Here is a 14,389-nt window from a genome sequence, read left to right on the forward strand (position 1 = left end):
GGCCGGGGCTCCCGCCCGCCCCGGTCCGCGCCGGGCTTCGTATGCTCGGCACATGACTGAGAGCACCGGCACCACCGACCTCGGCGCCGAGGACCGCAAGATCGTCACCCTGGCCCGCAGTGCCCGCGCCCGCAACGGCGTCCCCGAGGGGGCGGCCGTCCGGGACGAGACCGGGCGCACCTATGTGGCCGGGACCGTGGAGCTGGAGTCGCTGAAGCTCAGCGCCCTGCGGACGGCCGTCGCGATGGCGGTGGCCAGCGGGGCGAAGTCCCTGGAGGCCGCCGCGATCGTCTCCGAGGCCGAGGCCCCCTCCGACGAGGACCGGGCCGCCGTGCGGGACCTGGGCGGGGCCGGCACGCCGGTGCTGCTCGCCGGGCCGGACGGACAGCTGCGGCTCAGCGTCACGGCGGGCTGACCCCGCTACGGGGCGGGGCCCGGGGCCGTCCGGACCGGGCCCGCAGGCCGTGGCGGGCGCCTCGGTGCCCCGCCGCCCCCGGGATCGGGGACAATGGGCGCCATGAGCGTTCGACCTAACCCTGAAGCCGCCGCGCGGCAGGCCGAGAACCCCGCCCCCACCGGGCCGGCTTCGCCTGCTTCGTGGGCCGCCCCAACGCGGGCAAGTCCACCCTGACGAACGCTCTGGTCGGGCGGAAGGTGGCCATCACCTCCAACCGTCCGCAGACGACCCGGCACACCGTGCGCGGCATCGTGCACCGGCCGGACGCCCAGCTGATCCTGGTCGACACCCCCGGACTCCACAAGCCGCGCACCCTGCTGGGCGAGCGGCTGAACGACATCGTGCGCACCACCTGGGCCGAGGTCGACGTGATCGGCTTCTGCCTGCCCGCCGACCAGAAGCTCGGCCCCGGCGACAAGTACATCGTCAAGGAGCTCGCGGGCATCAAGAAGACGCCCAAGATCGCGATCATCACCAAGACCGACCTGGTCGACTCCAAGCAGCTCGCCGAACAGCTGCTGGCCGTCTCCCGGCTCGGTGAGGAGCTGGGCTTCGAGTGGGCGGAGATCATCCCCGTCTCGGCCGTCAAGGACCAGCAGGTCGACCTGCTCTCCGACCTGATCGCCCCCCTCCTGCCCGAGAGCCCGCCGCTCTACCCCGAGGGCGACCTCACCGACGAGCCGGAGATGGTGATGGTCGCGGAGCTGATCCGCGAGGCCGCGCTCGAAGGCGTACGCGACGAGCTGCCGCACTCCATCGCGGTCGTCGTCGAGGAGATGCTGCCGCGCGAGGACCGGCCGGCGGACAAACCGCTGCTGGACATCCACGCCAACGTCTACATCGAGCGCCCCAGCCAGAAGGGCATCATCATCGGCCCCAAGGGCAAGCGCCTGAAGGACGTCGGGACCAAGTCCCGCAAGCACATCGAGGCCCTGCTCGGCACCCCCGTCTTCCTCGACCTGCACGTCAAGGTCGCCAAGGACTGGCAGCGCGACCCGAAGCAGTTGCGCAAGCTCGGGTTCTGAGACCTGCCGGACCCTTCAGACCCGTCAGGTGCCCCGTCTCACGCGCCCTCCTTCAGGACGCGTGAGATCAGGGCGCGCTGGGCCTCGGTCAGGCGGGGGTCCGCGCAGTGCACGGTCTCGCCGTCGACCGTTATCCGGTAGCTGAAGCCGTCCGGGACGCCCCGGGGCGCGGCGGCCTGGCCGTCGGCGAGCGCCGCGCCGGCCAGGGCCTCCCACTCCTGGGCGTCGTCCAGCCCTGAGGTGTCGATCTCGTGGTGACGCGCGATGCCGGCGAAGCCGCCGGTCCTGCTCACCTGGATCCGCATGCGGTGTCCCTTCCTAGTCGGTCGGAACGCCCACCTCCGACCACGCCTTGAGGACGGCCTCCACCTCGTCGCCCTCGCCGAAGCGGCTGCGCGCCGCGGCCACGGTCAGCCGGGCGAAGTCCGAGAACTCCGCGTCCACCGCCAGTTCACCACCTGTGAGCACATCGAACCAGAGCTGGCCCGCCCGCTCCCAGGAACTGCCGCCCAGCGCGGTCGCCAGGAGATAGAACGCGCGGTTGGGGATGCCGGAGTTGAGGTGCACCCCGCCGTTGTCGTCGCCGGTGTGGACGTAGTCGTCCATGGACGCCGGCTGCGGGTCCTTGCCGAGCACGTCGTCGTCGTACGCCGTGCCGGGCGCCTTCATCGAGCGCAGTGCCACGCCCTGGACCCGGGGCGCGAGCAGCCCCTCACCGATCAGCCAGTCCGCCTGGTCGGCGGTCTGGCCCAGCGAGTACTGCTTCACGAGGGAGCCGAAGACGTCCGAGACCGACTCGTTGAGCGCGCCGGACTGGCCGTAGTAGCTCAGGTTGGCGGTGTACTGCGTGAGCCCGTGGGCCAGTTCGTGGGCGATCACGTCGATCGCGACGGTGAAGTCGAGGAAGATCTCCCCGTCCCCGTCGCCGAAGACCATCTGCTCGCCGTCGAAGAAGGCGTTGTTGTACTTCTCGTCGTAGTGGACGGACCCGATCAGCGGGAGGCCGTGGCCGTCGATGGAGCGCCGGCCGTAGGCGGTGAGCAGCAGGTCGAAGGTGGCGCCGAGGCCCGCGTACGCGCGGTTGACGCTGGCGTCCTTCGTGGGCTTCTCGCCCTCGCCGCGGACCTTGTGGCCCGGCAGGTCCGTGCCGTGGCGGCAGTCGTAGAGCGTGCGGTGGGGCTTGGCGCTGCCCTCGTCGTCCGGCTCGACGGGGGCGGTGGGCCGGGCGACGGTCGTCATCTGGCGGCGGGTGCGCCGGGCCGCGTCGGACTCCAGGGTGCGACGGGCCGGATCGGCGAGGACGGGATCGTCGGACTGGGAGAGCTTGTCGAGGACGTGGGGCGGGACGATGGTGCAGAAGACGGGGTGGAACCCCTGCTGTGAACGAGGCTGCATACACACGACTGTGGCAGTCCGTGAGCGCAATGTCACTGGTTGCTATCGGGGTTGATGAAATGGAGTGATTGGTCACTGTTGGGTGTTTAGGTCGTCCCGTACGGGTAAGGGCGGATGTCGATCCCGCATACTGGACCGGCACCCACGTCTCGGGCGCCCCTCGGCTAGTCTCGACGCATCATGCGTTTCGGGCTGCTTCTTCTTAGCTGCCGCGGCGAGGGCCTGTAGTCGAGGCCGACCCCCTCCCCGCGGAGTCTGGTGTTGCAGTAACACAGTCGGCCGTCCCGGAGAAGGACACCCGAGGAGCCCTGCGCCATGACCGAAGTGAACCCCGCCCAGACCCCCGCCTCGCACGCCGTCGGCCGCCCCACGCCGATCACCAACGCCACGGTGCTGCAGAAGCCGTCCGGGATGCCGGTCCACAAGTACGGCCGCTACGAGGCCGTCGACATCCCCGACCGCACCTGGCCCGAGAAGCGGATCACCAAGGCGCCCCGCTGGCTGTCCACGGACCTGCGCGACGGCAACCAGGCCCTGATCGACCCGATGTCGCCGGCCCGCAAGCGCGAGATGTTCGACCTGCTCGTACGCATGGGCTACAAGGAGATCGAGGTCGGCTTCCCGTCCTCCGGCGAGACGGACTTCGCCTTCGTCCGCTCCATCATCGAAGAGGGTGCGATCCCCGAGGACGTGACGATCTCCGTCCTGACGCAGGCCCGCGAGGAACTGATCGAGCGGACCGTCGAATCACTGCGCGGTGCGCACCGCGCCACCGTCCACCTGTACAACGCGACCGCCCCGACCTTCCGCCGCGTGGTCTTCCGCGGCTCCCGCGAGGAGGTCAAGCAGATCGCGGTGGACGGCACCCGGCTGGTCATGGAGTACGCCGACAAGATCCTGGGCGACGAGACGATCTTCGGCTACCAGTACAGCCCCGAGATCTTCACCGACACCGAGCTGGACTTCGCCCTGGAGGTCTGCGAGGCGGTCTGCGACGTCTGGCAGCCCGAGGAGGGCCGCGAGATCATCCTCAACCTGCCCGCCACCGTGGAGCGTTCGACGCCGTCCACGCACGCGGACCGGTTCGAGTGGATGTCGCGCAACCTGTCGCGCCGCGAGTACGTCTGCCTGTCCGTCCACCCGCACAACGACCGCGGCACCGCGGTCGCCGCCGCCGAACTGGCCCTGATGGCCGGGGCGGACCGGATCGAGGGCTGCCTGTTCGGCCAGGGCGAGCGCACCGGCAACGTCGACCTGGTGACGCTGGGCATGAACCTGTTCTCGCAGGGCGTCGACCCGCAGATCGACTTCTCGCAGATCGACGAGATCCGCCGCACCAGCGAGTACTGCAACCAGATGGAGGTCCACCCGCGCCACCCCTACGCGGGCGACCTGGTCTACACCGCCTTCTCCGGCTCCCACCAGGACGCCATCAAGAAGGGCTTCGACGCCATGGAGGCCGACGCGGCGGCCCAGGGCAAGACCGTGGACGACATCGAGTGGGCGGTTCCGTATCTGCCGATCGACCCGAAGGACGTCGGCCGCTCCTACGAGGCGGTCATCCGCGTCAACTCGCAGTCCGGCAAGGGCGGTATCGCGTACGTCCTGAAGAACGACCACAAGCTGGACCTGCCCCGCCGGATGCAGATCGAGTTCTCCCGGATCATTCAGGCCAAGACCGACGCCGAGGGCGGCGAGGTCACGCCGACGGCGATCTGGAGCGTCTTCCAGGACGAGTACCTGCCCAACCCCGAGAACGCCTGGGGGCGCGTGCAGATCCGCTCCGGCCAGAGCACGACCGGCACCGACGGCCGCGACACGATCACCGTCGAGGCGACCGTGGACGGCACGGACACCGTGCTGACCGGCACCGGCAACGGCCCGATCTCCGCGTTCTTCGAAGCCCTGCAGGCCATCGGCATCGACGCCCGGCTGCTGGACTACACCGAGCACACCATGAGCGAGGGCGCGAGCGCCCAGGCCGCCTCCTACATCGAGTGCGCCATCGACGGAAAGGTGCTGTGGGGCATCGGCATCGACGCCAACACCACCCGCGCCTCGCTGAAGGCGGTCGTCTCGGCCGTCAACCGCGCCACCCGCTGATCCGGCGCCCGAAAGGGCCCGGAACCGTACGGTCCGCGAACCCCGCCCACCCGCTTCCGGGGGCGGGGTTCGGCCATTCTCCAGGCGGTTGTGACCGGCGGGGTGCTGACGGCGCAACGGTGATGTGGTTAACATCACGTCGACACGGCAGTGTTGCCGGAGTGTTACGGAGGTGTGCGACGTGCGGTCAGCCCTGGGACAACGCGCCATGAAGCTGCGTATCTGCGGCATCCGTACGCTGTGGGACACCACCGGTGACGGGGAGTTCTTCTGTCCCGGCTGCGGCGGTGACCGCAACTACCGCCGCCTCACCGGCCGCCGCCGCTTCGCCGTGCTGGGCGTGCCCCTGCTCCGGCGCGGCACCACGGCCCCGGTGGTCGAATGCGCCGCCTGCCACGAGCACTTCGACCCGGAGACGCTCGACCACCCCACCACCACCCGGTTCTCCGCGATGCTCAGGGACGCCGTGCACACCGTGGCCCTCGGCGTCCTCGCGGCCGGCGGCAGCACCTCCCGTACGGTCCTGGAGAGCGCCGCCGAGACCGTGCGCGGCGCCGGGTTCGAGGACTGCACGCCCGAACAGCTCGCCACCGTGGTCGAGGTGCTGTCCGCCGACATCGGCCAGGGCTCCGCCTTCGACCCGGCGGCCGAGGCGTGCGGCGCGGCCCTCGCCATCGAGCTGCACGAGGCGCTGGAACCGGTCGCCCCGCACCTCGCCCCCACCGGTCGCGAATCGATTCTGCTCCAAGGCGCCCGGATCGCCCTCGCGGACGGCGCGTACAGCACCGCCGAGCGCGAGGTGCTGACCACCGTCGGCGGGGCGCTGAGGCTGCGCGCCGAGGACACCGCCCGGCTGCTCGCCGAGGCGGCGCGTACGCCCTCCTGATCCCGGGCCCGCCACCGCCGTCGCGGGCCTGCGTTGCCTCCTGGCCGCCGATCTCACCGGCAGCGGGGCCCAGGGGGCCCGACGCGGCCGTCGGCGCCCTGAGCGGGCTCCTGGCCATGTGCCGGCCTGGCCGCTTCGCGGGGGCGGGCCCCGGATGTCGGTGGCGTACCGGACAATGGGACGCATGAGCTTGTTCCGGGACGACGGCGTGGTGCTGCGCACGCAGAAGCTGGGCGAGGCCGACCGGATCATCACGATACTGACCCGGGGCCACGGCCGGGTGCGGGCCGTCGCGCGCGGGGTGCGGCGCACCAAGTCGAAGTTCGGGGCCCGCCTCGAACCGTTCTCCCATGTGGACGTGCAGTTCTTCGCGCGCGGCAGCGAGCTGGTCGGGCGCGGTCTCCCGCTGTGCACCCAGAGCGAGACGATCGCCCCGTACGGCGGCGGCATCGTCACGGACTACGGGCGCTACACCGCCGGGACCGCGATGCTGGAGACCGCCGAGCGCTTCACCGACCACGAGGGCGAGCCGGCGGTCCAGCAGTACCTGCTGCTGGTGGGCGGGCTGCGCACACTGGCCCGGGGCGAGCACGAGCCGCATCTCATCCTGGACGCCTTCCTGCTGCGCTCCCTCGCGGTCAACGGCTACGCCCCCAGCTTCGACGACTGCGCCCGCTGCGGACTGCCCGGACCGAACCGTTTCTTCTCCGTGGCGGCGGGCGGAGTCGTATGCGGCGACTGCCGGGTGCCCGGCAGCGTCGTACCCTCGGCTGAGGCCGTCGCCCTGCTGAGCGCCCTGCTCACCGGCGACTGGGAGGCGGCGGACGCGTGCGAGGCGCGTCATGTCAGGGAGGGGAGCGGGCTGGTGTCCGCGTATCTGCACTGGCATCTGGAGCGCGGGCTGCGTTCACTGCGGTACGTAGAGAAGTGACACAGGGAGACTGAGAAGCTCATGGCAGTACGCGGGATGCTCGGCGGCCGTAACCGGCGCGACTACAAGACCCCGGAGCCGCACCCGTCCGGTGCCGTGCCCCCGAAGATCCCCGGTGAGCTGGTGCCCAAGCACGTCGCCATCGTGATGGACGGCAACGGCCGCTGGGCGAAGGAGCGCGGCCTGCCCCGCACCGAGGGCCACAAGGTCGGCGAGGGCGTCGTCATGGACGTGCTCAAGGGCTGCATCGAGATGGGCGTCAAGAACCTCTCGCTGTACGCCTTCTCCACGGAGAACTGGAAGCGGTCCCCGGAGGAGGTGAAGTTCCTGATGAACTTCAACCGGGACGTCATCCGCCGCCGCCGTGACGAGATGGACGAGCTGGGCATCCGCATCCGCTGGGTGGGCCGCATGCCCAAGCTGTGGAAGTCCGTCGTCCAGGAGCTCCAGGTCGCCCAGGAGCAGACCAAGGACAACGACAGGATGACGCTGTACTTCTGCGTCAACTACGGCGGCCGGGCCGAGATCGCGGACGCCGCGCAGCGGATCGCGCAGGACGTCGCCGCCGGACGGCTCGACCCGTCGAAGGTCAACGAGAAGACGTTCGCGAAGTACATCTACTACCCGGACATGCCGGACGTGGACCTCTTTGTGCGGCCCAGCGGCGAGCAGCGCACCTCGAACTACCTGATCTGGCAGAGCGCGTACGCCGAGATGGTCTTCCAGGACGTCCTGTGGCCGGACTTCGACCGACGCGATCTCTGGCGCGCCTGTCTGGAATTCGCCCAGCGCGACCGCCGGTTCGGCGGCGCCGAAGAGGTCGCGGCCTCGGGGAGCTGAACGGAAGGGCCGGCGGGGGTGTCCCCGCCGGCCCGTTTCCTACTGCTCGCCGCTCGCGCAGTCCGCGCAGGTGCCGAAGACCTCGACCGTGTGCGCCACGTTGACGAAGCCGTGCTGGCTGGCGATGGTCTCCGCCCACTGCTCGACCACGGGCCCCTCGACCTCGACCGCCTTGCCGCACATGCGGCAGACCAGGTGGTGGTGGTGCTCGCCGGTCGAGCAGCGCCGGTAGACGGACTCGCCCTCCGTGGTGCGCAGGACGTCCACCTCGCCGGCGTCCGCGAGGGACTGGAGGGTGCGGTAGACGGTCGTCAGGCCGACCGAGTCCCCCCGGTGCTTGAGGACGTCGTGCAGCTCCTGGGCGCTGCGGAACTCGTCGACCTCGTCGAGCGCCGCCGCGACGGCCGCCCGCTGCCGGGTCGAGCGGCCGCGTACCGGAGCCGCGTTCGTACCACTGATCGGCGCCGTCGCCACAGGAGCCTCCTCGTGTCGCCCGTACATCTGTCGGGCCATTGTGCCAGCTCGCCCCTTCCGGGGGTTCAGACTCGGACGTCGTCCGGTGCCGGGCGGGCCGCCGGTACTTCCAGGGTGCACCGCTCCGCCTCGGTCTCGCCGCGCCGGGCCCGGCGGCGGGCGAGCGGGGCAGCGAGCAGCGTCAGGAGGACGAAGACCCCGATGGCCAGCAGCACGATCGTCGCGCCGGGCGGAACGTCCTGGTAGTACGAGGTGATGGTGCCGGACAGGGTGACGCCGACGCCGATGACGACGGAGAGCACGAACGTCACCTTGAACGACCGGGTGATCTGCTGCGCGGCGGCGACCGGGACCACCATCAGGGCGCTGACCAGCAGCAGCCCCACGACCCGCATCGCGACCGTGACGGTCACGGCGGCGGTGACCGCGACGAGCAGGTTCAGCATCCGCACCGGCAGGCCGGTCACCCGGGCGAACTCCTCGTCCTGGCTGACGGCGAACAGCTGCCGCCGCAGCCCCACCGTCACCAGCAGCACGAACGCGGCGAGCAGCGAGATCGCGGTGATGTCCTCGGAGGAGACCGTGGACAGCGAGCCGAAGAGGTACGAGGTCAGGTTGGCGTTCGAGCCGGTGTCGGAGAGGTTGATCAGCAGGACACCGCCCGCCATGCCCCCGTAGAAGAGCATGGCCAGCGCGATGTCGCCGCGGGTGCGGCCGTACCAGCGGATCAGCTCCATGACGACCGCGCCCGCGACGGCGACCGCGGTGGCCATCCAGACCGGGCTGGTGGAGAGCAGGAAGCCGAGGCCGACGCCGGTCATCGCGATGTGGCCGATGCCGTCGCCCATCAGGGCCTGCCGGCGCTGCACGAGGTAGATGCCGACGGCGGGCGCGATGACGCCGACCAGCACGGCGGCGAGCAGCGCCCGCTGCATGAAGGGAGGGTCGAGGAATTCCATGGTCAGCTCAGCAGTCCCGTCCGGACGGGCTCGGAAGCCGCGTGGGGGTGTACGTGGTCGTGGCCGGGCAGCGCGTGCTGGCCGACGGCCTTCGGGGGCGGCCCGTCGTGCAGGACGCAGCCGTCGCGCAGGACGACCGCCCGGTCGATCAGGGGCTCCAGCGGGCCCAGCTCGTGCAGCACGAGGAGCACGGTGGCGCCGCCGGCGACCTGCTCGCGCAGGGTGGCGGCCAGGATCTCCTGGCTGGCCAGGTCCACGCCCGCCATCGGCTCGTCCATGATCAGCAGCTCCGGTTCGGCGGCGAGCGCACGGGCGATCAGCACGCGCTGGTGCTGGCCTCCGGAGAGGGCGTTCACCGAGTCCTTCGCGCGGTCGGCGAGGCCGACGAGCTCGATGGCCCGGTCGACGGCGGCGCGGTCGGCCTTGCGGGGGAGGCCGAGCCGGGTGCGGGAGAGCCGCCCGGCGGAGACGACCTCGCGGATCGTGGCGGGCACACCGCCGGCCGCCGTGGTGCGCTGCGGTACGTAACCGACCCGGGCCCAGTCGCGGAAGCGGCGCAGCGGGGTGCCGAAGAGCTCGACGGTGCCGCCGGTCAGGGGGACCTGGCCGATGACGGAGCGGACGGCGGTGGACTTGCCGGAGCCGTTGGCGCCGAGCAGGGCGACGACCTCGCCGCGGTGCACGGTCAGGTCGACGCCGCGCAGCACGGGGCGCGAGCCCAGGGTCGCGGTGGCGTCGCGTACGGCGATCACGGGTTCGCTGGTGGGGTGCTGGGGCTCGGGCATGAGCGCCTCCGGTGCTGCTGCGCGGTTCGGGCCGACGGGTGCGGTGAGGTCGCCGGGTGCGGTGGGGTCGTCGCTCACTTCGCGCCGAGCGCCGTGCGCAGGGCGGCGAGGTTGGACTTCATGACCTCGATGTAGTCATCGCCCTTGGAGCTGTCGGTGATTCCCTCCAGCGGATCCAGGACGTCGGTCTTCAGGCCGGTGTCGCGGGCGACCGTCTTGGCGGTCTTGTCGCTGGCGAGCGTCTCGAAGAAGACGGTGGTGACCTTCTTCTTCTCGGCGATGGAGTGCAGGGCGCTGATACGGGCGGGGCTGGGCTCGGCCTCGGGGTCGATGCCGGCGATGCCCTCCTGGGTGAGGCCGTAGCGCTCGGCGAGGTAGCCGAAGGCGGAGTGCGTGGTGATGAACGTCTTCGTCGCGGTGTTCTTCAGCCCGGTCCGGTACGCGGTGTCGAGCGCGCCCAACTCCTTGACCAGGGCGTCGGTGTTCTTGCGGTAGTCCGCCGCGTGGTCCGGGTCGGTCTTCTCCAGGGACTTGCCGACGCCCTTGGCGACCTCGGTGTACTTCACCGGGTCCAGCCAGATGTGCGGGTCGGCGCCGGCCTCGTCGCCCTCGTGCTCGTGGCCGTGCTCGTCGCCGCCGGTCTCGGTGCCGTGGTCCTCCAGCGTGGTGAGCGTCGCGGCGTCGAGGGTGTGGGAGGCGCCGGACTGCTTGATCGCCTCGTCGACGGCGGGCTGGAGGCCCTTGAGGTAGAGGATGAAGTCCGCGTCGCTGAGCCTGCCGGTCTGGCGGGGGCTGAGCTCCAGGTCGTGGGGCTCCACGCCGGGCTTGGTGAGGCTGGTGACCGAGACGTGGTCGCCGCCTATGCGCTCGGCCAGGAACTGCATCGGATAGAAGGACGCCACCACGTCCAGCCGGCCGGCGCTCTTGCGGTCGGAGGTGTCGGACGACGAGCAGGCGGTGACGGCGGTGAGACCGAGCGCGACCGCGCCGGTGACGGCGGCGGCCGGTATGAGGCGGCGTATGTTCATGACTCTCATTTTCAACAAAAGTGGAAACGATTGTCAACAAGTGGGGATCAGGGCCGGGACCGATACCGATTTGATCGAAGGGGAGTGGCCGCCGGTAATCTGGGCCATTCGCCCGCCCGTTCCGTCGTAATGAAGAGAGCACCGTGGCCGCCGACAAGATCGACACCATCGTCAGCCTGAGCAAGCGCCGTGGCTTCGTCTACCCCTGCAGCGAGATCTACGGTGGTCAGAAGGCCGCCTGGGACTACGGGCCGCTGGGCGTCGAGCTCAAGGAGAACCTGAAGCGCCAGTGGTGGCGCTACATGGTCACCTCCCGCGAGGACGTCGTCGGCATCGACTCGTCGGTCATCCTGGCCCCCGAGGTGTGGGTGGCGTCCGGCCACGTCGCCACGTTCTCGGACCCGCTGACCGAGTGCACCTCCTGCCACAAGCGCTACCGCGCGGACCACCTGGAGGAGGCGTACGAGGAGAAGCACGGCAAGGCCCCCGCGAACGGCCTCGCCGACCTCAACTGCCCCAACTGCGGCAACAAGGGCACTTTCACCGAGCCCAAGCAGTTCTCCGGCCTGCTCTCCACGCACCTCGGCCCGACCCAGGACTCCGGCTCGGTCGCCTATCTGCGCCCCGAGACCGCCCAGGGCATCTTCACCAACTTCTCCCAGGTGCTGACCACCGCGCGCAAGAAGCCCCCGTTCGGCATCGCGCAGATGGGCAAGTCCTTCCGCAACGAGATCACTCCGGGCAACTTCATCTTCCGCACGCGCGAGTTCGAGCAGATGGAGATGGAGTTCTTCGTCAAGCCGGGCGAGGACGAGCAGTGGCAGGAGTACTGGATGGAGCAGCGCTGGAACTGGTACACCGGCCTCGGTATGCGCGAGGAGAACATGCGGTGGTTCGAGCACCCGCAGGAGAAGCTCTCCCACTACTCCAAGCGCACCGCTGACATCGAGTACCGCTTCCGCTTCGGCGGCAGCGAGTGGGGCGAGCTGGAGGGCGTCGCCAACCGCACCGACTACGACCTCACCGCCCACTCCAAGGCGTCCGGCACGGACCTCTCCTTCTTCGACCAGGAGAAGAGCGAGCGCTACACCCCGTTCGTCATCGAGCCGGCGGCCGGTGTCGGCCGCGCGATGCTGGCCTTCCTCCTCGACGCGTACAGCGAGGACGAGGCGCCGAACGCCAAGGGCGTCATGGAGAAGCGCGCCGTGATGCGCCTCGACCCGCGCCTCGCGCCGGTCAAGGTCGCGGTCCTGCCGCTCTCCCGCAACCCGCAGCTCTCGCCGAAGGCCAAGGGCCTCGCCGCCGACCTCCGGCAGAACTGGAACATCGAGTTCGACGACGCCGGCGCCATCGGCCGCCGCTACCGCCGCCAGGACGAGATCGGTACGCCGTTCTGCGTCACCGTCGACTTCGACACCCTGGACGACAACGCGGTCACCGTCCGCGAGCGCGACACGATGAAGCAGGAGCGCGTCTCCCTGGACCAGATCCAGGGCTACCTCGCCACCCGCCTGCTCGGCTGCTGACGCCCGCACCCGCTGAGCGAAGCCCCCGCTTCCGCGCCCGCCGCGCGGATGCCGGGGGCCTCGTGCGTACGGGGGACGGGGCGCGGAAAACCGGGTGAGCCGGGCGCCCGGTGTGGGTACCGTCGTGCCCATGTATGCGTTCTTCCAGATCTACGAGTGAGAGCGCGGCGGGCCCGACCACCCGCCGCCCCCGGATCGATCCGAGGTCGCGAGAGACCTCACCGAGACCACACATTGGGAGAACCCCATGGCCAAGAGCCGCAACAACCTCCTCGGCGTCGGCGGACAGCGCAAGAAGCTGTCCCGCGCCGGGGCGCAGGGGGCCGGCCCCGCCGGAGAGGCCGCCGACCGCAGGACGGCCGCCGACCAGAAGCAGGAGCTGCTCCGCAAGATGCGGGAGCGGGCCGCCGGCACCGAGCAGTCCGACACCGCGGACGCCGAAGAGGCGCAGGCCCCGGAGGCCCCGGCGCAGAGCTGACGCCCCGCACACCCGAGGCCCCGGCGGGCGGACCACCAGGTCCGTCCGCCGGGGCCGTCGTGCTGTCGGCCGCCGCCCCTACCCCACCGTGCGCGGCAGCCGCAGGCTCAGCGCCGTCGTCAGGGCGACCGCCGCCAGCTGGACGAGCAGCGTCACGATCAGGGCGTCCCGCATCCCCGACCCCGGCACCAGGGCCAGGAACAGCGAGCCGAGCGTCGCCACGCCCAGGGACAGCGTCGCCTGCTGGGTCGTCGTCATCACACCGCCGCCCACCCCGGCCCGCTCCGGCGGTACGTCCGACAGGATGATGCGGAAGATGACCGGCAGCTGGAGGCCCTGGCCGAAACCGGCGACCGCCATGCCCGGCAGCAGCCCCGCCATGCCCAGGTCCGGCCAGCCCCGCCACACGGTCAGCGCGAGCACCGCCACGCCCACCGCCTGGATCAGCCCGCCGGCCGTCACGACCCGGCTGCCGTACCGCCGCACCAGCCGGGGACCGGCCAGCGACGCCGCGAAGAAGGCCACCGCCATCGGGGCGATCGACAGGCCGGACCGCGCCGGGCCCAGCTCCAGGCCCTGCTGGAGCGCGACTGCGATCACGAACATGAAGCCGCCGAAGCCCACCGAGAACGGCACCACCAGGAGGAGGCCGCGCCGCAGCGACTCCAGGCGCAGCAGGCTCGGCGGCACCAGCGGGATCAGCCCGCGCCGGTCCGCCCGCCGCTCCACCCGGTAGAACGCCGCCGCGGCGAACGGGAACAGCGCGAGGGACACCCAGGTCCACAGCGGCCAGCCCGCCGCCCGGCCCTCGGTGAGCGGGGCCAGCAGCGTCAGCAGCGACACCGCGAGCAGCAGCGTGCCCGGTACGTCGATGGGCGCCGGCCGGTCCGCCCGCGTCTCCGGGACCGCGCGCGCCGCCAGCACCAGGCCGATCGCCGCGACGGGCACGTTGACCAGGAACACCGACCGCCAGCCCGCGCTCTCGCCGAACACCGAGGAGAGCGGCGCGGCGGCGACCAGCGCCCCGCCCAGGATCTGGCCCGCGACCATGGCGAGCCCGGCCGTCGCCCCGTACAGGCTCATCGCCCGGGCCCTGCGGTGGCCGGAGGTGGCCGCCTGGATGGTGGCGAGGACCTGCGGCAGCATCAGCGCGGCCGCCGCCCCCTGGGCCACCCGCGCCCCGACCAGGGTCCAGGCGGTCGGGGCGAGCCCGCAGGCCAACGAGGTGAGCCCGAAGGCCGCGATGCCGGCCAGGAAGAGCCGGCGCCGCCCCGCCATGTCCCCGAGCCGCCCGCCGAGGACCAGCAGTACGGCGTAGGCGAGGCCGTAGCCCGCGACGACCAGTTCCAGCAGGGCCGGGCCCGCCGCCAGATCGTGGTCGATGGTGGGCAGGGCCACGTTGACGATGAAGAAGTCGATCAGAGGGAGGGCCGCGCCCAGCAGCACGGTGAACAGTCCCAGCGTGCCGAGCACCGGGGCGGGATGGTCGTGCCGCACCACCG

The 14,389-nt window shown here is 71.2% G+C and carries 14 protein-coding genes and 1 pseudogene; 8 read left to right on the forward strand and 7 right to left on the reverse strand.

Annotated elements, in window-relative coordinates:
• Positions 1-52 precede the first annotated feature (52 nt).
• Both NEH16_RS21775 and era read left to right on the forward strand, forming a co-directional pair.
• Positions 53-415: a cytidine deaminase gene (locus NEH16_RS21775; protein WP_265544458.1), complete on the forward strand. Its 363-nt coding sequence runs from the start codon at positions 53-55 to the stop codon at positions 413-415.
• 102 nt (positions 416-517) lie between these two features.
• A pseudogene (era, locus tag NEH16_RS21780) lies at positions 518-1,482 on the forward strand (GTPase Era).
• A 38-nt stretch (positions 1,483-1,520) separates the two neighbouring features.
• On the opposite strand, the gene NEH16_RS21785 reads toward era, so the two are convergent.
• Together NEH16_RS21785 and NEH16_RS21790 are read right to left on the reverse strand one after the other, a co-directional pair.
• On the reverse strand, positions 1,521-1,787 hold the full coding sequence (locus NEH16_RS21785; RefSeq protein ID WP_073965266.1) for a protealysin inhibitor emfourin: 267 nt from the start codon (positions 1,785-1,787) through the stop codon (positions 1,521-1,523).
• Between the two features lie 13 nt (positions 1,788-1,800).
• Positions 1,801-2,877: a M4 family metallopeptidase gene (locus NEH16_RS21790; RefSeq protein WP_265544460.1), complete on the reverse strand. Its 1,077-nt coding sequence runs from the start codon at positions 2,875-2,877 to the stop codon at positions 1,801-1,803.
• A gap of 315 nt (positions 2,878-3,192) precedes the next feature.
• Between NEH16_RS21790 and leuA the strand changes: the two genes are divergently transcribed.
• From leuA to NEH16_RS21810, 4 genes are all read left to right on the forward strand, one after another.
• Positions 3,193-4,980 (forward strand): 2-isopropylmalate synthase, encoded by a 1,788-nt coding sequence (leuA, locus tag NEH16_RS21795; protein ID WP_073965268.1) that lies wholly within the window; start codon positions 3,193-3,195, stop codon positions 4,978-4,980.
• A gap of 208 nt (positions 4,981-5,188) precedes the next feature.
• Positions 5,189-5,866, forward strand: a complete 678-nt coding sequence (locus NEH16_RS21800; RefSeq protein WP_265544464.1) for a TerB family tellurite resistance protein — start codon at positions 5,189-5,191, stop codon at positions 5,864-5,866.
• Between the two features lie 184 nt (positions 5,867-6,050).
• On the forward strand, positions 6,051-6,797 hold the full coding sequence (gene recO, locus NEH16_RS21805; protein ID WP_265544466.1) for a DNA repair protein RecO: 747 nt from the start codon (positions 6,051-6,053) through the stop codon (positions 6,795-6,797).
• A 21-nt stretch (positions 6,798-6,818) separates the two neighbouring features.
• Positions 6,819-7,637 carry an isoprenyl transferase gene (locus NEH16_RS21810; RefSeq protein ID WP_073965271.1) on the forward strand — a complete coding sequence of 273 codons (819 nt, stop codon included), beginning with the start codon at positions 6,819-6,821 and terminating at the stop codon, positions 7,635-7,637.
• Positions 7,638-7,676: 39 nt separating this feature from the next.
• On the opposite strand, the gene NEH16_RS21815 is transcribed toward NEH16_RS21810, so the two are convergent.
• The 4 genes from NEH16_RS21815 to NEH16_RS21830 all read right to left on the reverse strand — a co-directional run bounded on the left by NEH16_RS21815 (position 7,677) and on the right by NEH16_RS21830 (position 10,883).
• Positions 7,677-8,111: a Fur family transcriptional regulator gene (locus NEH16_RS21815; RefSeq protein ID WP_073965272.1), complete on the reverse strand. Its 435-nt coding sequence runs from the start codon at positions 8,109-8,111 to the stop codon at positions 7,677-7,679.
• 65 nt (positions 8,112-8,176) lie between these two features.
• Positions 8,177-9,070: a metal ABC transporter permease gene (locus NEH16_RS21820; RefSeq protein ID WP_073965273.1), complete on the reverse strand. Its 894-nt coding sequence runs from the start codon at positions 9,068-9,070 to the stop codon at positions 8,177-8,179.
• 2 nt (positions 9,071-9,072) lie between these two features.
• The gene (locus tag NEH16_RS21825; RefSeq protein WP_073965582.1) at positions 9,073-9,855 is read right to left on the reverse strand and encodes a metal ABC transporter ATP-binding protein; all 783 of its coding nucleotides are present in this window, start codon (positions 9,853-9,855) and stop codon (positions 9,073-9,075) included.
• Positions 9,856-9,929: 74 nt separating this feature from the next.
• A complete protein-coding gene (locus NEH16_RS21830) occupies positions 9,930-10,883 on the reverse strand; it encodes a metal ABC transporter substrate-binding protein (RefSeq protein ID WP_265544468.1) in 954 nt (317 codons plus the stop codon).
• Between the two features lie 143 nt (positions 10,884-11,026).
• On the opposite strand from NEH16_RS21830, the gene NEH16_RS21835 reads away from it, so the two are divergent.
• Together NEH16_RS21835 and NEH16_RS21840 are read left to right on the forward strand one after the other, a co-directional pair.
• Positions 11,027-12,409 (forward strand): glycine--tRNA ligase, encoded by a 1,383-nt coding sequence (locus NEH16_RS21835; protein WP_073965275.1) that lies wholly within the window; start codon positions 11,027-11,029, stop codon positions 12,407-12,409.
• Between the two features lie 247 nt (positions 12,410-12,656).
• Positions 12,657-12,887, forward strand: a complete 231-nt coding sequence (locus NEH16_RS21840) for a DUF6243 family protein (RefSeq protein ID WP_265544469.1) — start codon at positions 12,657-12,659, stop codon at positions 12,885-12,887.
• A 78-nt stretch (positions 12,888-12,965) separates the two neighbouring features.
• On the opposite strand, the gene NEH16_RS21845 is transcribed toward NEH16_RS21840, so the two are convergent.
• Positions 12,966-14,387 carry an MFS transporter gene (locus NEH16_RS21845; protein WP_265547307.1) on the reverse strand — a complete coding sequence of 474 codons (1,422 nt, stop codon included), beginning with the start codon at positions 14,385-14,387 and terminating at the stop codon, positions 12,966-12,968.
• Positions 14,388-14,389 lie beyond the last annotated feature (2 nt).

The sequence above is a fragment of the Streptomyces drozdowiczii genome (assembly GCF_026167665.1).
GTDB classification, from domain to species: Bacteria; Actinomycetota; Actinomycetes; order Streptomycetales; family Streptomycetaceae; genus Streptomyces; species Streptomyces drozdowiczii_A.